Consider the following 20,045-nt stretch of genomic DNA (forward strand, 5'->3'; position numbering starts at 1 on the left):
CTCCAAACGTTCAGGCCGTCACCGCGTTCCCCGAACCGTCTTCGGATCGATCCCGCCCATCCTGCAGATCGTGTCGAATTCGTCGGCCGAGACCGGCTGGACCGACAGGCGCGAACTGTTGACGAGGACCATGTCCTTCAGCGCCGGCTCGGCCTTGATCGCCTCGAGCGTCACCGGCCGCTCGAGTTCGGCGACGAACTTGATGTCGACGCACTCCCAGCGGGCATCGTCGGCGGTCGAGTCCGGATGAATCTCCGCACAGACCTCGACGATCCCGACGACGGCCTTGCCCTCGTTGGAATGGTAGAAGAAGCCGCGTTCGCCGAGCTTCATCTCCCGCATGAAGTTGCGCGCCTGGTAGTTGCGCACGCCCGACCATTCGGTGCCCTTCTCGCCGGCCGCCTTCTGTTCGTCGAAGGACCAGGTCGAGGGCTCGGACTTGTAGAGCCAGTGGGCCATGGTCACTCGGCCGGCGCGTTGACGACCCACTTCCAGGCCCGGACCCTGACGGAGGAGAACAGGCCGGCCTTGGCGTAGGGGTCCGCGTCCGCGATGGCCCGCGCCGCGGCCTCGTCCTCGGCGTCCACCATCACGAGGCTGCCCTCCGGCTTGCCGTCGGCACCGACGAAGGGCCCGGCGAACTTCACTGCATCGCCGAGCGAGGCGAGATAGTCGAGATGGGCGGGGCGGGTGTCGGGGCGCAGCGTTCCGGCGTCGGCACGGTCTTCGCAGAGGATGGCGTAAAGCATCGGGTTCTCCCGTTTCGATGGCCCTTGGGTAGAAGGCGGGCGCGGCCCGATCAATCCTCCTCGCGCTTCAACGGGCGCGAAAGAAGGCCTTCGATGGCGGCATCGAGCGACAGCGCGCCGGAGAGGATCGCCGCGACGGCCGCGACGATCGGCGCCTCGACGCCCTGCTCGCGCGCGAGGCGTGCCGCGACGCCCGCCGAATGGACGCCTTCGGCGAGCTTCAGCCGCGAAAGATCGTCGCCGCGCCCGAGCGCCATGCCGTAGGCGAAATTGCGCGACTGCGCCGAGCCGCAGGTGAGGACGAGATCCCCGAGGCCCGAGAGCCCCATCAGCGTTTCCGGCCGTGCGCCGAGCGCCACGCCCAGACGCCGCAATTCGCTGAGCCCCCGCGTGACGATGGCGGCCTGCGCCGAGGCGCCGAGCCCCCTGCCCGCGACGGCCCCGGCCGCGATGGCGAGGACGTTCTTGAGCGCCCCTCCGGCCTCGACGCCCGCCACGTCGTCGCTGGCATAGATGCGCAGCGTGGCAGAGGAGAGCGTCGCCGCCATCGCCTCGGCGCGCTGCGCGTCGGTGCAGGCCAGCGTCACGGCGGTGGGAAGATTGGCGGCGACATCGTGCGCGAAGCTCGGCCCGGAGAGGACCGCGACCGTCCCGCTCGGCCGAACCTCTTCGAGAAGGGCCGAGCCGAAGGCACCGGTCGAGGCCTCGATGCCCTTGGAGCAGAGGACGAGCGGCACGTCGGCTGCGAGCAGCGGCACTAAATCGCCTGCGACCGTGCGCAGGATCTGCGCCGGCACCACCATCAGGACGATCTCGGCGCCTTCGCTGGCCTCGGCCAGCGAGGTGGTCGCCGTCAGTTGCGGCGGCAGAGCGATGCCCGGCAGGTATCGCGCGTTCTCGTGCCGGACGTTGACCGCCTCGACCGTCTCCGGGTCGCGGGCATAGAGGCGGGTCGGCAGGCCCTTTCGCGCGGTGACGGAGGCGAGCGCCGTACCCCAGGCCCCGCCCCCGACGACCGCGACCCGGCTCATGCCTTGGCTCCCCTGCGGCCCGACCCGAGCATCGGCACGGCGGTCTCATCCAGCGGCCAGCGCGGCCGCACCGGCGCGTCCAGCCCGTCGACGAGCCCGGCCTCCAGCCGTTCGAGCCCGGCGAAGGCGATCATCGCCCCGTTGTCCGTGCACAGCGCGTGCGGCGGGGCGGCGAGCCGCACGCCGTGGGCCCGCGCCGCCTCGCTTAAGGTCGCGCGGATCGCATCGTTGGAGGCGACGCCGCCCGCGACGGCCAGAACCGGATCGGCAAGGCCGGGCAGTTCCTGCCGGAAGCGTGAAAGCGCGCGCGAGACGCGGTCGCCGAGGCTTTCCGCGGCCGCGAGCTGGAAGGCCGCGCACAGGTCCGCGACGTCGGTCTGCGACATCGGCGCGACCTTCTCGGCCGCGAGCCGCACCGCCGTCTTCAGACCGGCGAAGGAGAAGTCGAGCCGGTCCGTGCCCTTGAGCGGTCGCGGCAGGGAGAAGCGCGAGGGATCGCCCGTCCTCGCCATGCGCTCGACCGCCGGCCCTCCCGGCGAGGGCAGCGACAGGAGCTTGGCGGTCTTGTCGAAGGCCTCGCCCAAAGCGTCGTCGATCGTCGTTCCCCAGCGCTCGTAGTCCCCGAGCCCGCGCACGAGGAGGATCTGCGTGTGCCCGCCCGAGACGAGAAGAAGCAGATAGGGGAAGGTCAGCCCGTCGCTCAGACGCGGCGTCAGCGCATGGCCCTCCAGATGATTGACGGCCAGGAACGGCAGGCCGCGGGCGGCGGCGATGGCCTTGCCCGTCATCGCTCCGACCACGAGACCGCCGACGAGGCCCGGCCCGCAGGTCGCGGCGACCGCCCCGACGTCGCCCATGGACAACCCGGCCTCGTCGAGCGCCGCCTGCACGACCCCGTCGAGCGCTTCCACATGGGCGCGCGCGGCGAGCTCCGGCACGACGCCGCCGAAGGCCGCGTGCTCCTCGATCTGGCTGAGGACGACGTTCGACAGGATTTCCGGCGCGCCGTCGGCCCGGCGCCGCACGAGCGCCGCGGCGGTCTCGTCGCAGCTCGTCTCTATGCCGAGGACGATGGGGGATGCCGATCGGCCCGTCACGCCGCATTCCTTCTGGTCTCGCGCCCGCCGCGCGTTCCGATGTCCGAACCCGCCAGATAGCGGTGCGGGGTGTCGAACGCCACCCGTCCGCGCGCAAGGCGCTTGCGTTTGACCTTGCCCGCCCGGCAGGTTCAAAAGGCGCCGTCTTGCGATCGAGCGATCCGAAAGGTTTCGAGTTTGGAACAGCCCATCCGCATCGGAACGAGAGGAAGCCGGCTGGCGCTCGCCCAGGCGAGCGAGGTGCGCGCGCGTCTGATGGCCGCGCACGCCCTGCCGGAGGACGCCTTCGCGATCGAGATCATCTCGACCTCCGGCGACCGCATTCTCGACCGGCCCCTGTCGGAGGTCGGCGGCAAGGGGCTCTTCACCAAGGAGATCGAGGACGCGCTTCTCGACGGGCGGATCGCGCTGGCGGTGCACTCGTCGAAGGACATGGCGACGCGCCTGCCGGACGGGCTGGAGATCGCCGCCTATCTGCCGCGCGAGGACGTGCGCGACGTCTTCATCGGGCGCGACGTCGCCTCCATCGCGGAGCTGCCGCGCGGAGCGCGGGTCGGCACGGCCTCGCTGCGCCGGCAGGCGCTCCTGAAGCGCCTTCGCCCCGACCTCGAACTTTCGATCCTGCGCGGCAACGTCCAGACGCGCCTCGCCAAGCTCGCCGCCGGAGAGGTCGACGGCACGCTGCTCGCGCTCGCCGGCCTCAAGCGCATGGCGATGGAGGCCGAGGCGGGCGAGGTTCTCGACGAGACGTCCTTCCCGCCCGCGCCCGGCCAGGGCGCGATCTGCATCGAGGGCCGCGTCGGCGACGAGCGCCTCGCCGCGCTCCTCGCCCCGATCCGCCACGAACCGACGCAGACCGAGCTCGGCGCCGAGCGCGCCTTCCTCGCCACGCTCGACGGCTCCTGCCGCACGCCCATCGCCGCGCTCGCACGGCGTTCCGACGCCCGGCTCGACTTCCACGGGCTGATCGTCACCCCGGACGGCACCGTTCTCCACGAGACGCGGCGGACAGGACCCGCCGGCGATGCCGAGCGCATGGGGATCGACGCCGCAGAGGAGCTTCTGGCGGCCGCCGGGCCCGGCTTCTTCGAGGGCTGGGCGGAGACGGCCGGATGGCGCGCATCCTGATCCTGCGCGAGCGGGAAGCGGCCCTGTCCACGGCCCGCCTCGTCTCGGCGATGGGTCACGAGCCGGTCCTTCTTCCCCTCCAGACGATCGTTCCGCTCGATCCCGCGCTGCCCGAGGGACCTTTCTGCGCGATCATCGCGACCAGCGCGAACGCGCTTCGCGGCGGAGCGCTCGAGCGCCTTCGGCATCTGCCGGTGCTCGCCGTCGGGCAAGCCAGCGCGAAGGCTGCGCGCGCAGCCGGCTGGGCGGCGGAGATCGCCGGAAGCGGCACCGGAGCGGCCATGGTCGAACGCGCCGGCGAGATTCACGCGACGAGCGGTCTGCCGCATCTCTATGCCGCCGGACGGGTGCGGACCGACGGGCTGGAGCGCGCGCTCCGGCATGCGCGCATTCCCTTCGAGACGGTCGAGACCTACGACACGCGCGATGTCGAGCCGGCGCCCGGCGAGATCGAAGCGGCCTTCGAGGCCCCGATCGATGCGGCTCTCCTCCTGTCCGTCGGGCAGGCCCGGGCCTTTTCGCGGCTTCTGGAGCGAGCGGGCGAGCGCGCCGCGCGTGCCCCCACCCCGCTTTGTCTTTCGGAGCGGGTGCGGCAGGCCCTGCCGCCGCCCCTCGTCGAACGCGCCGTCGTCAGCCGGACGCCGGAGCTTTCGGCCCTCCTGGCGCGTTACGGCACACCGAAGGGGGAGAAGGGTGAGAGCCCGTCACCTTCCTCGTTGCAGGATCGCGCCGTTACGCTAAATCCGGCAGACAGCGCGATACGACATCATCGATGAAGCGAGTGGAGAACGGCATGGCGAACCGTCCGCGGCGGCCGAGAACAGGCGGAACGCAGGCTCCGGCCCCGGAAGGAACCAGTCCGTCCGAGACCGGGCGCGTCGACGGAGCCGAGATCGCGGCCGCCGACGAGCCGGCGGCGACGCCCGTCGTGGAGACGCCCTCCGCCACCGACGCGGACCAGCCGGCCGACGCGGCGCCGAAGGGGCCGCAGACCGCCCTTCCCGCTCCGCAGGATCAGCCGGAAGCGGCGAACGCGGGCGAACGCCGCCGCCAGAGCGACCCCGATGGCTCGTCGGCCGATTCGGGTGAAGCGCCCGGCACCGAGGGCGAGCCGAGCGCGACGGAGACCTTCGCCGCCGAGGAGGGCCTTGCCGCCAAGGCCGGCGAGCCGCCGCGCCGTGACCTCGGTGAGTTCGAGGACGACGACGCCTCGCCGAACGACCGCACCTCCCCCGCCAACCCGCCCGTGAGCGACGCGTATCGCGACCGGACCGCGTCGGCCGGCGCGCCGGAGGTCGCCCATACGGATCACACGGGCAAGACGTCCTTCGGCGCGCTCGTCGGCGCCGGCGTCGCGGGCGCCGTGCTCGCGCTCCTCGGCGCCGCGCTCCTGTCCTCCGCCGGGCTGTTCCCGGGCGGGCAGGCCGCGCAGGAGACCGGACAGTTCGCGCAGGCCGGCGATCTGGAGGCCGTGTCCAGCGAGGTGGCGACCCTTCGCGAGGCGGTCGGCCAGTTGCAGTCCGCCGAAGCCGCCGGCGGCACGGGCGAGTCCTACGCCTCCGCGACCGATCTCGCGGCGGTGAGCGACCGGCTCGCGGCCGCCGAGCAGACGCTGCAGCAGCGCGCGGGAACGATCGAGGAATCCTCCGGTGCCGCGCAGGCGGCGCAGGACACCGCCGACAGCGCCCAGAGCGCGGCGAGCGACGCCCAGTCGCGCGTGGACGAGATCGCCTCGCGGATGGACGACGTCGAAACGCGGATCTCGGAGATCCAGACCGCCAACGAGCAGGCGCGCGTCGCCCTGTCGGCCGCCGGCCTCAAGGCCGCGATCGACCGGGGCGGGCCCTTCATGCCCGAGCTCGAGGCCTTCGCCGCCGCTGGCGGAGACCAGCAGGCGATCGAACCCCTGCGCGAGTTCGCGGCGAACGGCGTTCCGACGCAGGCCGAGCTGGTTTCGCGCTGGCCGGACGTCGAGGCCGACATCCGGCGCGCCATCGTCCAGCCGGATGCCGAAGCGGGCATCGGCGGCCAGCTGATGGCCGGCTTCTCCTCGCTCGTCACCGTGCGGTCCACGGACGATCCCGGCGACGAGGCGAGCGGGGCGAACGCCACGCTTGCGCGCATGAGCTCCGCGCTCCAGGCGGGCGATCTCGAAGGCTGGCTCTCGGCGCGAGACGAACTCGACGAGCCCGCACGGCAGGCGAGCGCGGACTTCGCCGCCGAGGTTCAGGCCCGGCAACAGGCGTCCTCGGTCGTCGACGCCGCGCTCGCGGGCGCGACCGGCGGCGCAACGGACACCCAGGGCTGACGGAGACCCCTATGCTGCGCATTCTTCTCTTCTTCGTCGTCGTCCTCGCCGCCGGCCTTGGCTTCGCCTGGCTGGCCGATCATCCCGGCGAAGTCTCGATCGCATGGCTCGGGACCGAGCTTCAGCTCTCCTTCCTCACCTTCCTGGCGGCCGCCGTCCTCCTGATCGTGGCGGTCCTGGCGCTGGTCTGGATCCTGTCGAACCTCTTCGACGCACCGGCCCGGATCGGCCGCTACGTCTCCGGTCGTTCGCGCGAAAAGGGCTACCGCGCGCTCACCGGCGGCATCCTGGCCGCGGGAGCGGGCGACGCCGCCACCGCCCGCCGTCTCGTCGTCAAGTCGCAGCGCTATCTCGACGCGCGCAAGGAGCCGCTCTTGCGCTTCCTCGACGCCCAGACCGCGATGATCGAGGGCGACCACGCCCGCGCGCGCCGCGTCTTCGAGGCCATGGAGTCCGACCCGAACACGCGCCTGCTGGCGCTGCGCGGCCTCTATCTGGAATCGGAGCGCGTGAACGACGCCGTCGCCGCGCGCCACTATGCCGAGCAGGCCGTGCGCATCGCGCCGCACGTGCCCTGGGCCGGCGGCGCCGTCCTGGAGCTCAAGGCCGCCGAGAAGGACTATGATTCCGCGCTGGAGATCCTGAAGGCGCAGCGCTCCTCTCGTCTCGTCGACAAGAAGGAGAGCGACCGCCTGCGCGCCGTCCTCCTGACCGGCAAGGCGCAGTCGCTGCTGTCCTCCGATCCGGCCGCCGCCAAGTCGCTGGCGATGGAGGCCTCCAAGCTCGCGCCGAGCCTCGTTCCGGCTGCGCTGACCGCCGCCAAGGCTGCGATCGCCTCGGGCGACTTCCGCCGCGCGACCAAGGTTCTGGAGAAGGCCTGGACGGATCATCCGCATCCGCAGATCGCCGAGCTCTACGTCCATGCGCGGCCCGGCGAAAGCGCCTCGGAGCGTCTGGCCCGCGCACGCCGCCTGCAGCAGATCCACCCCGACTCGGCCGACGCCCACATGGCCGTGGCCCATGCAGCGCTCGATGCGCGCGCGCTTCCCCTCGCCCGCTCCGAGGCCGAGGCTGCGGCCGCCAAGTCGCCCCGCGAGTCCGTCTACTTGCTTCTGGCCGACATCGAGGAGGCCGAGGGCGGCGGCGAGGGCCGGGTGCGGGCGCAGATGGCGAAGGCCCTTCGCGCGCCGAAGGATCCGTCCTGGTCGGCCGACGGCGCCAGCGCCGCGGAGTGGAGCCCCGTCTCGCCCGTGACCGGGCGTCTCGACGCCTTCCGCTGGAGCGAGCCGGAGGCCCGCCCGGCGCCCCTGCGGACCATCTCGCACGGCGAGGAGGCTTCGAAGGCGCAGGAGGCCCGCCCGTCGGACGATGGAACGTCCACCGCGCTCGTCGCCCTGAACGGCGCGGCGGACCCGGCGGACGGCCACCGCGACCTCGATCATGCCGGACCCGCCTCCAAGACGGCCGGCGAGAGCGATCCGGCCCGCAAGGAAGCCCGCTTCAACGTCTGAGCGAAGCCGTCCCATGCTGGAACAGATCAAGCGTCTTCTGAGAGCGCTGGAGGAACCGGGACGCCGGCAGCCCGCCGCCGACGATCCGCGGGTGGCCGCGGCCGCGCTTCTGGTGCATGTCGCGGAGGCGGACGGCGCGTTCACGCAGGCCGAATGCGAGCGCCTGCGCGCGCTCCTGCAGGACGAGTTCGGGATCGGCGAGGCGGAGGCGAGCGAGCTTCTGGCCAAGGGCCGCCAGGCCGACGCCGACGCGATCGATCTCTACGGCTTCACCTCCGTCCTGATGAGCGGCATGGACGCGGCGGAGCGGCGCTCCTTCGTGGAGCTGGTCTGGAGCCTCGTCTACGTGGACGGCGAAGTCCACGAGCTGGAGGACAATCTCGCCTGGCGGATCGCCGAGCTTCTGGGCGTTCCGGCCTCCGACCGGATGAGGCTCAAGCGCGAGGCCTCGCGCCGCGCGGGGCTCACGGACTCGCTCGCGTGAACGAACGGCCCACTGGGATGTCCGACGACGCGGCCGGGGCGAGGTTCCGGCTCGACGGCGAGGATGAACGACCCATGCTGGTCGTTCTTCATCAGGAGCGATCGACGCCGGGGCGCGTCGGGCAGATCCTGGAGGCGGCGGGCGTCCGCCTCGACATCCGCCGGCCGGTCCTCGGCGACGCATTGCCCGATACGCTGGACGAGCATCGCGGCGCCATCGTCTTCGGCGGCCCGCCCAGCGCCAACGATCCCGACGACTACATCCGCCGCGAGATCGACTGGTTGGACGTGCCCCTGCGGGAGGATCGGCCGTTCCTCGGCATCTGCCTCGGCGCCCAGATGCTGTCCAAGCATCTCGGCGGCACCGTGGGTCCGCGCTCCGACGGTCTCGTCGAGATCGGCTACTATCCGCTGGAAGAGACGCTGGCGGGCCGCCAGCTGATGCCGAACTGGCCGCGCATGGCCTACCAGTGGCACCGGGAGGGGGCGAGCCTGCCGCGGGGGGCCGAGCATCTGGCGCGCAGCGAGCGGTTCGAGAACCAAGCCTTCCGCATCGGGCGGGCCTACGGCATCCAGTTCCACGCCGAGCTGACGCTCGCCATGGTGCACCGCTGGACGGTGAAGGGGCACGAGCGCCTGACCCTGCCCGGCGCCCAGACGCGCAGGGCGCATCTGGAGGGCCGTGCCATCCACGACGCGGCCGTGAGGCGCTGGCTGGACCAGTTCCTCGCGCTCGTCTTCGGGCGCAGCATCGACTGAGGGGAGACGAGCGCGGGGATCGCCCGCGCCCCGTTCGCTCGGCCTACTGGATCTCGGCCGCCTTGTCGGTCACCATGCTCGTCCAGGCGCCTTCGGGGCGCGCGGTGATGACCGGGTCGGAGCCTTCCGACATCAGGACGTCCACCGTCTGTTCGGCCGAAGCCTCGTCGAGCGCGCCGTTCGGATCGTCCGTCAGGAGCCCGACGATCTCGCCCACCATGCGCTGCTGGTGCGCCTCGGTCTGGGCGCCGGTCATGTCGTTGTCGAGAACGATCGCGGCGGCTTCGTCCGGGTTCTCCCGCGCCCATTCCCAGCCGCGCATCGAGGCCTTCACGAAGCGGGCGAGCTTGTCGACCATCTCGGGATCGTCCAGCTTGGCCTGCGTCGTCCAGAGGCCGTCCTCCAGCGTCGCCACGCCCTCGTCGGAATAGGCGAAGACCTTCAGCTCGTCCTCCGGGATTCCCGCGTCGATCACCTGGCCGTACTCGTTGTAGCTCATGGTCGAGATGCAGTCGGCCTGCCGCTGGATCAGCGGATCGACGTTGAAGCCCTGGCGGATGACGGTGACGCCGTCCTCGCCGCCCTCGGTCGAGAGACCGAGCTGCGACATCCAGGAGAGGAAGGGATATTCGTTGCCGGAGAACCAGACGCCGAGCGTCTTGCCGGCGAAGTCCTCCGGGCTCTCGATGCCGGAATCGGTGCGGCAGGTGAGCTGCATGCCCGAGCGCGCGAAGGGCTGGGCGATGTTGACGAGCTCCAGCCCGCGCTCGCGCGCGGCCAGCGCCGCCGGCATCCACTCCACGATCACGTCCGCCCCGCCGCCCGCGATGACCTGCGTCGGCGCGATGTCCGGCCCGCCCGGATTGATCGTCACGTCGAGCCCTTCCTCGTCGTAGAAGCCCTGGTCCTGCGCGACGTAGTAGCCGGCGAACTGCCCTTGCGTGACCCATTTCAGCTGCAGCGTCAGCGCGTCCTGCGCCGCGGCGGGAAGGCTGAAGGCGGCAAGGGCGGCGGATGCGAGGAGGAGACTGCGCATGGGGAAGTCCTTTCAGCTCTTTCGTTGGGAGGGATGCCAGAAGGTGACGGCGCGCTCGACGAGCGCGAGGAGGCCGTAGGAGGCCGAGCCCGCGAGCGCGGCGACGGTGATGGTGGCCCAGACCATGTCGGTGTTCAGCCGCCCGATCTCGGCCGAGATGCGGAACCCCATCCCGACGATCGGCGTGCCGAAGAACTCCGCGACGATGGCGCCGATGAGGGCCAGCGTGGAGTTGATCTTCAGGGCGTTGAAGACGAAGGGCATGGCCGCCGGCAGCCGCAGCTTCAGGAGCGACTGGCCATGGCCGGCGGCATAGGTGCGCATCAGATCGCGCTCCATCGCGCCCGCGGCAGCGAGGCCCGCGACCGTGTTCACCAGCATCGGGAAGAAGGTCATGATGGCGACGACGGCGGCCTTGGACTGCCAGTCGAAACCGAACCACATGACCATGATCGGCGCGATGCCGATGACGGGCAGCGCCGAGACGAGATTGCCGATCGGCAGGAGTCCCCGTTTCAGGAAGGGCGAACGGTCCACCAGAAGCGCGGCGAGAAAGCCCGAGCCGCAGCCGATCGCGTATCCCGCGAGCACCGCCTTCAGATAGGTCTGGACGAAGTCGGTCCACAGGATCGAGGTCGAGGCCGCGATGCGCGCGGCGATCTGCGAGGGCGCGGGCAGGAGCACCACCGGCACCCGCAGGCCTGCGACCGCGAACTCCCAGAGACAGAGCACCGTCGCGCCGAAGACCAGCGGGACGAGGATGTCGCGAAGCTTCGCCGCCCGCCCGCCCAGCCGGAGCGCGGACAGGCTCGCGGCGCCGCGCCAGGACGCCAGCCAGAAGAGGAGGACGGCGGCCCAGAAGGCGAGGCCCGGCGCTTCGATCAGGGCGAGCGCGGCGAGGCCGGCGGCGAGCGCCAGGGCGAAGGCGGCGCCGGCCTGGAACGCGCCGGGCGTGGGGGCGGCAGCGACGCTCACGCGCGCACCCCCGTGCGCCGCGCGACGAGACCCTCCAGAAGCGATATCAGGGCGATCAGCAGGCCCGCGAGCACCGACGCCGCGACGAGCGCGGACCAGATCTGGATCGTCTGCCCGTAATAGGAGCCGGCGAGAAGCCGCGCGCCGAGCCCGGCCTGCGCCCCGGTCGGCAACTCGCCGACGATCGCCCCCACGAGGGCGGCGGCGACCGCGACCTTCGCCGAGGCGAAGAGGAAGGGCAGCGAGGCCGGCAGGCGCAGCTTGGCGAGAACCTGACCGCCGCTCGCGCCATAGGTGCGCATCAGGTCGAGATGCATCACGTCGGGCGAGCGCAGGCCTTTGGTCATGCCGACGACGACGGGAAAGAAGGAGAGATATGTGGAGATCATCGCCTTCGGCAGAAGGCCGGAGACCCCGACCGAGGCGAGCACGACGACGATCATCGGCGCGATGGCGAGGATCGGGATCGTCTGGCTCGCGATGATCCAGGGCATCAGGCTCTTTTCGAGCGTGCGCGAATGCAGGATGCCAATCGCCAGCGCCATGCCCAGAAGCGTGCCGAGGACGAAGCCGAGAAGCGTCGAGGACAGCGTCACCTGCGCGTGGAAGAGGAGCGAGCGCGGCGAGGTCGGGCGCACGCCGACCGTCGTGCTCCAGATTTCGGCGGCGATCTGGTGGGGCGCGGGCAGGAGCGGGCGCTGGTCGGACAGCGTCGCGGCGACGCGGTCGATGACGCCGGCCTCCGGCATCTCGCGCAGCAGGCGCTCGCCGGCGGTCGTCCAGTTCATGAAGACCGCGCCGGCGTACCAGAGGGCGAGGATCGCGAGCAGGACGGCGAGGACGGGCAGCGCGCGCCCCTCGGCCGCCCGCCGCCAGAACGGCGAGGGCTCCACGCGCCCGATGGCGGCGCCGGGCTCGGCGATGCGCGTGGCGGCGGTCAACGGCGCGCCCCTGACGAAGCCGAAAGAGGCGCCGTTCCTCTCCCCGACGGGGAGAGGGTGGCCGGCGCGAAGCGCAGGCCGGGTGAGGGGTCAGCGCCATTTCCGGATCGCGCCAGCCGCCCTTCGAGGGCGGCGAGGATGGTCTCCAGGACCTCGCCCCGTCTGGAAAAGACCTCCTCGTTCCAGAACCGCAGGACCGACCAGCCGAGAGAATTGAGGCGACCTGTCCGCCGGATGTCCGACGACGAGCCTGAATGTTGGCCGCCGTCCAGCTCGACGACGAGCCAATGGGTTCGACAGGCGAAGTCGGCGACGAACCCGTCGATGGGAAATTGCCGAACGAACTTGAAGCCGTTGAGGCGTCGTGCCCGCAACTCGTACCACAGGCGATACTCGGCATCGGTCTCCCGGCGCCGAAGCTCACGTGCAAGAGCCGTCTCGGGCGCCGTCACCACCGCCCCCTCATCCGGCCCTTCGGGCCACCTTCTCCCCGGAGGGGAGAAGAATGGCGGCTCACCGTACAGGTCTCAGAAGGCACCACCATTCCTCTCCCGCTTGCGGGAGAGGGTGGACGCATCGCCAGGGCGATGCGTCCGGGTGAGGGTACACCCTCAATCATACGAATGCCCCGCGCGCAGGCCTTCGCGAACGCGGTGGGCGATCTGAAGGAATTTCGGCGTCTCGCGGATCTCCAGCGGGCGGTCCGGCCCGAGGTCGCAGTCGACTACGTCCTGGATCCGCCCGGGCCTCGGGCTCATCACCACGATCCTGGTCGAGAGGAACACGGCCTCGGGGATCGAGTGGGTGACGAAGACGACCGTCTTCCGCGTCTTGGCCCAGAGCTTCAGGAGCTCTTCGTTCAGCCGGTCGCGGACGATCTCGTCGAGCGCGCCGAAGGGCTCGTCCATCAGGAGCAGGTCGGGATCGAAGGAGAGCGCGCGGGCGATCGAGGCGCGCTGCTGCATGCCGCCGGAGAGCTGCCAGGGGAACTTGCGCTCGAAGCCCTTCAAGCCGACGAGCTCGAGATTGCGGGCGATGCGTTCGGCCCGGTCCGCCTTCCCGAACCCCATGATCTCCAGCGGCAGCGCAACGTTCTTCTCGATCGTGCGCCAGGGATAGAGTGCGGCGGCCTGGAAGACGTAGCCATAGGCACGCGCGAGGCGCGCCTGTTCAGGGCTCATGCCGTTCACCGCGATGGAGCCCGCGCTCGGCCGCTCCAGATCGGCGATGACGCGAAGCAGCGTCGTCTTTCCGCAGCCGGACGGGCCGATGAGCGAGACGAACTCGCCGCGCCCGATGGTGAGATCGATGTCCTTCAGCGCGTGAACCGGCCCGTCCGCTGCCTGGAAGGTCAGGGACAGCCGCCGCGCCTCCACGGCCGCATCGGGCGCGACCGCCGGAGTGGCCCGGTCGGCGCGGCCGGGAAGCGGAGCGGTCGCGAGCGACATCAGACCCCCGCCGGAATGCCCGAGCGCTCCACCTTGCGCGGGGCGACGAGGTCCTTCCAGGTGGAGAGCGCGCGGTTCACCGGGGCGTTCGCCTCGCGCCTGACGAAGCGCCCGTCGCCCGTGCCCGCCCGCACCTCTCCGTCCCGATAGGCGACGCGCCCGCGCGAGAGGACGATCGCCGGCAGGCCCGTCACCTCGAAGCCCTCGAAGACGTTGTATTCGATGGCGGATTTCTGCCTGGCGGCCGTGATGGTCTTGGTCGCAGACGGATCCCAGATCACGATGTCGGCGTCCGCGCCCGGCAGGATCGCGCCCTTCTTCGGATAGACGTTCAAGATCTTGGCGATGTTGGTGGAGGTGACCGCGACGAACTCGTTCATGGTCAGGCGGCCGGTGGCGACGCCCTTCGTCCAGAGAACCGGCATCCGGTCCTCCAGCCCGCCGGTGCCGTTCGGGATCTTGGTGAAGTCGCCGAGCCCCATCCGCTTCTGTGCGGCGGTGAATGCGCAATGGTCCGTCGCCACCACCTGCAGCGAGCCGGAGGCAAGGCCCGCCCAGAGCGAATCCTGGTTCGCCTTGTCGCGGAAGGGCGGGCTCATCACGCGGCGCGCCGCATGGTCCCAGTCGGGGTTGCGATACTCGCTCTCGTCCAGCGTCAGATGCTGGATCAGCGGCTCGCCGAAGACGCGCATCCCCTTGGCGCGCGCCCGGCGGATCGCCTCGTGGCTCTGCTCGCAGGAGACGTGGACGACGTAGAGCGGCACGCCGGCCTGATCGGCGATCATGATGGCGCGGTTGGTCGCCTCGCCCTCCACCTCCGGCGGGCGGGAATAGGCGTGGGCCTCCGGCCCGTCATTGCCGGCAGCCAGAAGCTTCTGCTGGAGCGAGGCGACGACGTCGCCGTTCTCGGCGTGCACGAGCGGCAGCGCGCCCAGCTCGGCGCAGCGCTGGAACGAGGCGAACATCTCGTCGTCGTTCACCATCAGGGCGCCCTTGTACGCCATGAAGTGCTTGAAGCTGTTGATGCCCTCCGCGACGACCTTCGGCATGTCGTCGAAGACCTGGCTTCCCCACCAGGTGATCGCCATGTGGAAGGAGTAGTCGGCCCGCGCCTTGCCCGCCTTCTGGTGCCATTCCCGCAACGCGTCGATCAGGCCCTGCCCCGGCGCCGGCAGGCAGAAGTCCACCGTCATCGTCGTGCCACCCGAAAGGCCGGCGGCGGTACCGGTGTCGAAATCGTCCGCCGAATGGGTGCCCATGAAGGGCATTTCCATATGCGTGTGCGGGTCGATGCCGCCCGGCATGACATAGGCGCCCGAGGCGTCGATCGTCTCGTCGCCTGAAAGCCCCTCGCCGACCGCGACGATGGTCTCACCCTCGATCAGGACGTCGGCCTTGAACGTCCTGTCGGCGGTGACGACGGTGCCGCCCCTGATGACGATGCTCATGCGGTTCGCTGCTCCCTGTCAGGCGTCGGCACGATCGACCTCACTCCACGATCCCCGCCGTCTCGACGACCGCCTGGAGCAGGACGTCCGTGCCGGCCTTGGCCCATTCCCTGGAAATCTCCTCCGCCTCATTGTGGCTGAGGCCGTCGACGCAGGGGGTGAAGATCATCGCGGTCGGCGCGATGCGATTGATCCAGCACGCGTCGTGGCCGGCACCCGACACGATGTTCCGGTGCGAGTAGCCGAGACGCTCGGCCGCCGCGCGAACGGTCGAAACGCACCCCTCGTCGAAGGTCACCGGATCGAAATGGCCGACCTCGTCCACGCTCGCATCGATGTCGAGCGCTTCGGCGATCGTGTCGATGCCGTCCTCGATGCGCTCGCGCATCGCCTCCAGGATCGCCTTGTCGGGAGAACGGATGTCGATGGTGAAGACGCACTTGCCGGGCACGACGTTGCGAGAGTTCGGATAGATTTCGACATGGCCGACGGCGCCGACGGCGTCGGGCTGGAAGTCCATCGCGGTCTCGTGGACGAGCTCGACGACCCGCGCCATGCCGAGACCGGCGTTGCGGCGCTTGGGCATGGGGGTGGAGCCGGTGTGCGTGTCGCGGCCCGTCAGCGTGACCTCCAGCCAGTAGAGCCCCTGCCCGTGGGTCACGACGCCGACGTCGATCCCCTCGTCCTCCAGGATCGGACCCTGCTCGATGTGGAGTTCGAACAGCGCGTGGATGGGACGGTCCTTTCCGACGGGCTCCTCGCCCTCCCAGCCGATGCGCTTCAGCTCGTCGCCGAAGCGCTTGCCCTTGGAATCCGTCCGGCCCTTCGCCCACTCCTCCTCGTGGATGCCGGCGAAGACGCCGGAGGCGATCATGGCGGGGGCGAAGCGCGTGCCCTCCTCGTTCGTCCAGTTGACGACGACGATCGGGTGTCGCGTGCGGATGTCGAGGTCGTTCAGCGTGCGCGCCACCTCCAGCGCGCCGAGAACGCCGAGCACGCCGTCGAACTTGCCGCCGGTCGGCTGGGTGTCGAGATGCGAACCCATGTAGACGGGCGGAAGGTCCGGCTCGGCGCCCTCGCGCCGGAAGAACATGTTGCCCATCGTGTCGACCGACATGGTGAGGCCGGCGGCCTCGCACCAGCGGCGGAAGAGATGGCGGCCTTCGGAATCCTCGTCCGTCAGCGTCTGCCGGTTGTTGCCGCCCGCGACGCCGGGGCCGATCTTGGCCATCTCCATCAGCGTCTCCCAGAGCCGCTCACCGTCGGTCTGGATGTTCGATGCCATGTTCATGCGATTGGTCGTCCCTGTCGGTCGCGGCCCGTTGCTTCGAAAGGAGCGCCCGAAGGCGGCTCGACGGGCCGGATGGAGGCGAGGCTAGGAGAGGGCCCCAAGGCGGTCAAGCGCGATTGCACCCTGCCTCGGCATCGTCCACCATTGCGCAAAAGAGCAGCAGAACGAACGGCCCGCGCGTGACCGAATCCTCCCCTCCGCCCGCGACCCGGATCCAGGCGGAGAACCGAAAGGCCATCCTCGAAGCGGCGCTGACGATCTTCTCCGCACGCGGCTTCAAGGCCGCGAGCGTGGAGGAGATCGCCCGCGCCTGCGGCATGTCGAAGACCAACCTTCTTTATTATTTCCGCCGCAAGGAGGACATCTACCGCGCCGTGCTGGAGGGCACGCTGGAGGCCTGGCTCTCGCCCTTCGCGGCGCTCGACCCTTCGGGCGATCCGGAGGCGGAGCTGCGCCGCTACATCCTCGCCAAGATGCGCCTTTCGGCCGAGCGGCCGGAGGATTCGCGCCTCTTCGCCAACGAGGTGCTGCACGGCGCGCCCGTCATCGGCCCGTTCCTGCGCGGTCCCTTGCGGGACCTCGTGGCGCGCAAGGCGGGCATTCTCGCCGGCTGGATGGACGAAGGGCGCCTCGCCCGCGTCGATCCGGCCCATCTGGTCTTCCTCATCTGGGCCGCGACCCAGCATTACGCCGACTTCGAGACGCAGGTGCGCGCCGTCCTGCCGGAGGCGAGCGACCGGCCGGACTTTCACGACAGCGCCGCCGAGGCGGTGCTGTCGATCATCCTCAAGGGCGTCCTGCCGCGCTGACACGAAAGGCTACTCCGCCGGTTCGGCGAGTTCCATCGGCTCGGGCGCGAACTGCATCGCCTCGCGCCGCATCGGGTTGTTCGGATGCGCGGTCCAGTTGGTGTAGGCGGCGGGGATCGGCGCGTTGGTGCGCGGGTCGAAGCCTTCGATCCGCTCCATGGTGATGCAGTCCTCCACCGGGCAGACATTGACGCACAGATTGCAGCCGACGCACTCGGCGTCGATCACCTCGAAGTGGCGCCTTCCGTCCACTTCCCGGGTGATCGCCTGATGCGAGGTGTCCTCGCAGGCGATGTGGCAGCGGCCGCAGGAGATGCACTTGTCCTGATCGATCCTCGCCTTGGTCACGTAGGAGAGGTTCAGATACTGCCAGTCGGTGACGTTGCGCACCGCCTTGCCCCGGAAGTCCTCGATCGAGGCGTAGCCCTTCTCGTCCATCCAGTCGGAGAGGCCCGAGGCCATCTCCTGCACCACCTTGAAGCCGTAGGTCATGGCCGCGGTGCAGACCTGCACGGTGCCGCAGCCGAGCGCGATGAACTCGGCCGCGTCGCGCCACGTCGTCACGCCGCCGATGCCGGAGATCGGCAGGCCGTAGGTCTCGCGGTCGCGGGCGATTTCGGCCACCATGTTCAGCGCGATGGGCTTCACCGCCGGCCCGCAATAGCCGCCGTGGCTGCCCTTGCCGTCGATGGTGGGCGTCGGCGCGAAGCTGTCGAGATCGACCGAGACGATGGAGGAGATGGTGTTGATGAGCGAGACCGCGTCCGCTCCGCCCTTCCTCGCGGCGCGCGCCGGATAGCGGATGTCGGTGATGTTGGGCGTCAGCTTCACGATCACCGGCAGGTTCGAGTGCTGCTTGCACCAGCGCGCGACCATCTCGATATATTCGGGCACCTGGCCGACGGCCGAGCCCATGCCGCGCTCGCTCATGCCGTGCGGGCAGCCGAAGTTCAGTTCCACGCCGTCGCAGCCCGTCTCCATGACGCGCGAGAGGATGGAGCGCCATTCCTCCTCCTCGCAGGGCACCATCAGCGAGACGACGACGGCCCGGTCCGGCCAGTTGCGCTTGACCCGGACGATCTCCTCCAGATTGGTTTCCAGGTCGCGGTCGGTGATGAGCTCGATGTTGTTGAGCCCGAGCAGCCGCCGGTCCGGTCCGTGGATCGCGCCGTAGCGCGGGCCGTTGACGTTGACGACGGGCGAGCCGGCCGAGCCGAGCGTCTTCCAGACCACGCCGCCCCAGCCCGCCTCGAAGGCGCGCTGGACGTTGTATTCCTTGTCGGTCGGCGGCGCGGAGGCCAGCCAGAACGGGTTCGGCGAGCGGATCCCGATGAAGTCGGTCGACAGGTCGGCCATGCTGGTCTCCTCCGGGTTAAAGCTGCGCGGCGTGTTCGGCGGCGCGGACCGCGACGCCGTTTCCGATCATGAAGGGCGAGACGCCGGCTCCCGTCAGTGCCTCGTGGATGGAGAGCGCGGCCTGCTTGCCGTCCTCCACCGCGACGACCGTCAGATCGTCGCCGCCGGCCACGCAGTCGCCGCCGGCCCAGACGCCGGCCAGGCTGGTGCGGCGCTCCGCGTCCACGCGCAGCCGCCCACCTTCAGTCGCCACGCCGAACCCGTCGAGATCGACGCCTTCGAGGTGAAAGCGCTGGCCGATGGCGCGGAACACCTGATCGGCCTTGAGAATCTCAGTCTCGCCGGTCTCGACCAGCCGCCCGCCCTCCTCGCGCGTGCGGGCGAGTTCGATCCCGTGGACATGGCCGCCCTCGTGAAGAAGCCGCCTGGGCGAGAGATGGCAGCGGATGTGGACGCCGCGCGCCGTCGCGATCTCCTGCTCGTAGCGCGAGGCGTTCATCGTCTCGCGGCCCCGCCGGTAGACGAGCGTCACGTCCTCCGCGCCGAGCGCCTTGGCCTGCACGGCCATGTCGATCGCGGTCATGCCGCCGCCGATGACGACGACGCGACGGCCGACCGGAAGGTTCGAGAGGTCCACGGTCTGGCGCAGCTCGGAAATCCAGGCGACGGCGTCGTGATGGCCGCTCGCCTCCTGCGGCTCGTGGCCGAGCGCGTTCACGCCGGCAAGCCCGATCCCGAGGAAGACCGCGTCGAACTCCTCGCGCAGATCGGCCAGATGCAGGTTCTCGCCGAGGCGCACGCCGGTCTGCAGCGCGATGCCGCCGATGGAGAGGACGAAGTCCACCTCTTTTTGCGCAAAACCGTTCGTCGCCTTGTAGGAGGCGATGCCGTATTCGTTCAGCCCGCCCGCCTTCTCACGCGCCTCGAAGAGCACGACCTCGTGCCCGAGCATGGCGAGGCGGTGGGCGCAGGAGAGGCCCGCAGGCCCGGCGCCCACCACCGCGACGCGCTTGCCCGTCGGCTCGGCCCTCTCGAACGGGTGGTCGCGCACGCCCACGACATGATCGGTCGCATAACGCTGGAGGAGACCGATCTTGACGGGCTTGCCCTCGGCCGCCTCGCGAACGCAGGCCTCCTCGCAGAGCGTCTCCACCGGGCAGACGCGCGCGCACATGCCGCCGAGAATGTTGGAGGAAAGGATGGTCTTGGCCGCGCCGACGGCGTTGCCGGCTGCGATCTCGCGGATGAAGAGCGGAATGTCGATGGAGGTCGGGCAGGCCTGCATACAGGGCGCGTCGTAGCAGAAGTAGCAACGGTCGCTTTCGACCAGCGCCTCATGCCGGTCGAGCGGGGCGTGAAGGTCGAGGAAGTTGCGGGCGAGCGTCTGCGGATCGAGCCGCCCCGCCGCGATGTCCGGTCCGGATACGGGCCTTGAAGGGGCATGAGGAGTTTCTGTCATCGACCATCTCCTTCGAACCATTCCAAAGAGACTGTCCGCGTGCCCAATCGAGGTCAAGCTCAAATTTTGACCATCCGATCAAATCCGGTCGGCGTCCGCCATGGGCGCGGCGCCCGGTCGCTGGTCGGAGACCGGCGCGACGGAGCGACATTTTCCCTTGCCCAACCGGCGGCCGCCATGCTCGACCCTGACGGGAACGGCGGCGCGCGAACCGGG

Annotated in this window: 20 protein-coding genes; 7 read left to right on the forward strand and 13 right to left on the reverse strand. The window is 70.3% G+C overall.

Translation table 11 applies throughout. The features are described 5' to 3' along the window. Positions 1 to 18: 18 nt before the first annotated feature. The 4 genes from AC6R2M_RS14015 to tsaD are packed head-to-tail and all read right to left on the reverse strand — an operon-like array spanning position 19 to position 2,877. Positions 19 to 459 carry an EVE domain-containing protein gene (locus AC6R2M_RS14015; protein ID WP_500483143.1) on the reverse strand — a complete coding sequence of 147 codons (441 nt, stop codon included), beginning with the start codon at positions 457 to 459 and terminating at the stop codon, positions 19 to 21. Between the two features lie 2 nt (positions 460 to 461). Continuing rightward, entirely contained in the window at positions 462 to 749 is a 288-nt protein-coding gene (locus AC6R2M_RS14020; RefSeq protein WP_500483145.1) for a YciI-like protein, read from the reverse strand. A 50-nt stretch (positions 750 to 799) separates the two neighbouring features. After that, complete coding sequence (locus AC6R2M_RS14025; RefSeq protein ID WP_500483147.1) at positions 800 to 1,780, reverse strand: NAD(P)H-dependent glycerol-3-phosphate dehydrogenase; 981 nt, start codon at positions 1,778 to 1,780, stop codon at positions 800 to 802. Continuing rightward, positions 1,777 to 2,877, reverse strand: a complete 1,101-nt coding sequence (tsaD, locus tag AC6R2M_RS14030; RefSeq protein WP_500483148.1) for a tRNA (adenosine(37)-N6)-threonylcarbamoyltransferase complex transferase subunit TsaD — start codon at positions 2,875 to 2,877, stop codon at positions 1,777 to 1,779. Before tsaD ends, AC6R2M_RS14025 begins: the two co-directional genes overlap by 4 nt. A 177-nt stretch (positions 2,878 to 3,054) precedes the next feature. Between tsaD and hemC the strand changes: the two genes are divergently transcribed. From hemC to AC6R2M_RS14060, 6 genes are read left to right on the forward strand one after another with little or no spacing between them, the layout of a single operon-like run. Continuing rightward, positions 3,055 to 4,005 carry a hydroxymethylbilane synthase gene (gene hemC / locus AC6R2M_RS14035; protein WP_500483150.1) on the forward strand — a complete coding sequence of 317 codons (951 nt, stop codon included), beginning with the start codon at positions 3,055 to 3,057 and terminating at the stop codon, positions 4,003 to 4,005. After that, positions 3,990 to 4,781 (forward strand): uroporphyrinogen-III synthase, encoded by a 792-nt coding sequence (locus AC6R2M_RS14040; protein ID WP_500483152.1) that lies wholly within the window; start codon positions 3,990 to 3,992, stop codon positions 4,779 to 4,781. The genes hemC and AC6R2M_RS14040 overlap by 16 nt, the downstream gene beginning before the upstream one ends. A gap of 17 nt (positions 4,782 to 4,798) precedes the next feature. Continuing rightward, positions 4,799 to 6,313 carry a COG4223 family protein gene (locus tag AC6R2M_RS14045; protein WP_500483154.1) on the forward strand — a complete coding sequence of 505 codons (1,515 nt, stop codon included), beginning with the start codon at positions 4,799 to 4,801 and terminating at the stop codon, positions 6,311 to 6,313. 11 nt (positions 6,314 to 6,324) lie between these two features. Further along, entirely contained in the window at positions 6,325 to 7,824 is a 1,500-nt protein-coding gene (locus tag AC6R2M_RS14050) for a heme biosynthesis protein HemY (RefSeq protein WP_500483156.1), read from the forward strand. Between the two features lie 13 nt (positions 7,825 to 7,837). Beyond that, positions 7,838 to 8,308, forward strand: a complete 471-nt coding sequence (locus AC6R2M_RS14055; protein WP_500483158.1) for a tellurite resistance TerB family protein — start codon at positions 7,838 to 7,840, stop codon at positions 8,306 to 8,308. Positions 8,309 to 8,325: 17 nt separating this feature from the next. Then, positions 8,326 to 9,066 (forward strand): glutamine amidotransferase, encoded by a 741-nt coding sequence (locus AC6R2M_RS14060; RefSeq protein ID WP_500483160.1) that lies wholly within the window; start codon positions 8,326 to 8,328, stop codon positions 9,064 to 9,066. Between the two features lie 43 nt (positions 9,067 to 9,109). Here the strand turns inward: AC6R2M_RS14060 and AC6R2M_RS14065 are convergent, their stop codons facing one another. The 7 genes from AC6R2M_RS14065 to AC6R2M_RS14095 all read right to left on the reverse strand — a co-directional run bounded on the left by AC6R2M_RS14065 (position 9,110) and on the right by AC6R2M_RS14095 (position 16,205). Continuing rightward, on the reverse strand, positions 9,110 to 10,102 hold the full coding sequence (locus AC6R2M_RS14065; RefSeq protein ID WP_500483162.1) for an ABC transporter substrate-binding protein: 993 nt from the start codon (positions 10,100 to 10,102) through the stop codon (positions 9,110 to 9,112). Between the two features lie 12 nt (positions 10,103 to 10,114). Beyond that, on the reverse strand, positions 10,115 to 11,122 hold the full coding sequence (locus AC6R2M_RS14070; protein ID WP_500487604.1) for an ABC transporter permease: 1,008 nt from the start codon (positions 11,120 to 11,122) through the stop codon (positions 10,115 to 10,117). Then, positions 11,074 to 12,018, reverse strand: coding sequence for an ABC transporter permease (locus AC6R2M_RS14075; RefSeq protein WP_500483164.1), 945 nt, complete (start codon positions 12,016 to 12,018; stop codon positions 11,074 to 11,076). Before AC6R2M_RS14075 ends, AC6R2M_RS14070 begins: the two co-directional genes overlap by 49 nt. Next, positions 12,015 to 12,470 (reverse strand): endonuclease domain-containing protein, encoded by a 456-nt coding sequence (locus AC6R2M_RS14080; RefSeq protein ID WP_500483166.1) that lies wholly within the window; start codon positions 12,468 to 12,470, stop codon positions 12,015 to 12,017. Before AC6R2M_RS14080 ends, AC6R2M_RS14075 begins: the two co-directional genes overlap by 4 nt. A gap of 159 nt (positions 12,471 to 12,629) precedes the next feature. Beyond that, complete coding sequence (locus tag AC6R2M_RS14085) at positions 12,630 to 13,466, reverse strand: ABC transporter ATP-binding protein (protein WP_500483168.1); 837 nt, start codon at positions 13,464 to 13,466, stop codon at positions 12,630 to 12,632. After that, positions 13,466 to 14,914, reverse strand: a complete 1,449-nt coding sequence (gene hydA, locus AC6R2M_RS14090; RefSeq protein ID WP_500483170.1) for a dihydropyrimidinase — start codon at positions 14,912 to 14,914, stop codon at positions 13,466 to 13,468. The genes AC6R2M_RS14085 and hydA overlap by 1 nt, the downstream gene beginning before the upstream one ends. A gap of 40 nt (positions 14,915 to 14,954) precedes the next feature. Further along, positions 14,955 to 16,205, reverse strand: a complete 1,251-nt coding sequence (locus tag AC6R2M_RS14095; protein ID WP_500483172.1) for a Zn-dependent hydrolase — start codon at positions 16,203 to 16,205, stop codon at positions 14,955 to 14,957. A 179-nt stretch (positions 16,206 to 16,384) separates the two neighbouring features. Between AC6R2M_RS14095 and AC6R2M_RS14100 the strand changes: the two genes are divergently transcribed. Continuing rightward, positions 16,385 to 17,014, forward strand: a complete 630-nt coding sequence (locus AC6R2M_RS14100) for a TetR family transcriptional regulator C-terminal domain-containing protein (protein ID WP_500483174.1) — start codon at positions 16,385 to 16,387, stop codon at positions 17,012 to 17,014. 9 nt (positions 17,015 to 17,023) lie between these two features. Here the strand turns inward: AC6R2M_RS14100 and preA are convergent, their stop codons facing one another. Next, positions 17,024 to 18,370: an NAD-dependent dihydropyrimidine dehydrogenase subunit PreA gene (preA, locus tag AC6R2M_RS14105; protein ID WP_500483175.1), complete on the reverse strand. Its 1,347-nt coding sequence runs from the start codon at positions 18,368 to 18,370 to the stop codon at positions 17,024 to 17,026. A 16-nt stretch (positions 18,371 to 18,386) separates the two neighbouring features. Beyond that, the gene (locus AC6R2M_RS14110; protein ID WP_500483177.1) at positions 18,387 to 19,829 is read right to left on the reverse strand and encodes an NAD(P)-dependent oxidoreductase; all 1,443 of its coding nucleotides are present in this window, start codon (positions 19,827 to 19,829) and stop codon (positions 18,387 to 18,389) included. Between the last annotated feature and the right edge of the window lie 216 nt (positions 19,830 to 20,045).

It is taken from the genome of Aureimonas sp. CAS (genome assembly GCF_059838215.1).

Bases quoted from the DNA above. Each gene is read 5' to 3' on its own strand.
- AC6R2M_RS14060 (WP_500483160.1), top strand. From the start codon at position 8,326: ATGTCCGACGACGCGGCCGGGGCGAGGTTCCGGCTCGACGGCGAGGAT.
- AC6R2M_RS14050 (WP_500483156.1), top strand. From the start codon at position 6,325: ATGCTGCGCATTCTTCTCTTCTTCGTCGTCGTCCTCGCCGCCGGCCTT.
- AC6R2M_RS14055 (WP_500483158.1), top strand. From the start codon at position 7,838: ATGCTGGAACAGATCAAGCGTCTTCTGAGAGCGCTGGAGGAACCGGGA.
- AC6R2M_RS14085 (WP_500483168.1), bottom strand. From the start codon at position 13,466: ATGTCGCTCGCGACCGCTCCGCTTCCCGGCCGCGCCGACCGGGCCACT.
- AC6R2M_RS14065 (WP_500483162.1), bottom strand. From the start codon at position 10,102: ATGCGCAGTCTCCTCCTCGCATCCGCCGCCCTTGCCGCCTTCAGCCTT.
- AC6R2M_RS14095 (WP_500483172.1), bottom strand. From the start codon at position 16,205: ATGAACATGGCATCGAACATCCAGACCGACGGTGAGCGGCTCTGGGAG.
- AC6R2M_RS14015 (WP_500483143.1), bottom strand. From the start codon at position 459: ATGGCCCACTGGCTCTACAAGTCCGAGCCCTCGACCTGGTCCTTCGAC.
- AC6R2M_RS14045 (WP_500483154.1), top strand. From the start codon at position 4,799: ATGGCGAACCGTCCGCGGCGGCCGAGAACAGGCGGAACGCAGGCTCCG.
- hydA (WP_500483170.1), bottom strand. From the start codon at position 14,914: ATGAGCATCGTCATCAGGGGCGGCACCGTCGTCACCGCCGACAGGACG.
- AC6R2M_RS14040 (WP_500483152.1), top strand. From the start codon at position 3,990: ATGGCGCGCATCCTGATCCTGCGCGAGCGGGAAGCGGCCCTGTCCACG.
- preA (WP_500483175.1), bottom strand. From the start codon at position 18,370: ATGGCCGACCTGTCGACCGACTTCATCGGGATCCGCTCGCCGAACCCG.
- AC6R2M_RS14110 (WP_500483177.1), bottom strand. From the start codon at position 19,829: ATGACAGAAACTCCTCATGCCCCTTCAAGGCCCGTATCCGGACCGGAC.
- AC6R2M_RS14025 (WP_500483147.1), bottom strand. From the start codon at position 1,780: ATGAGCCGGGTCGCGGTCGTCGGGGGCGGGGCCTGGGGTACGGCGCTC.
- AC6R2M_RS14020 (WP_500483145.1), bottom strand. From the start codon at position 749: ATGCTTTACGCCATCCTCTGCGAAGACCGTGCCGACGCCGGAACGCTG.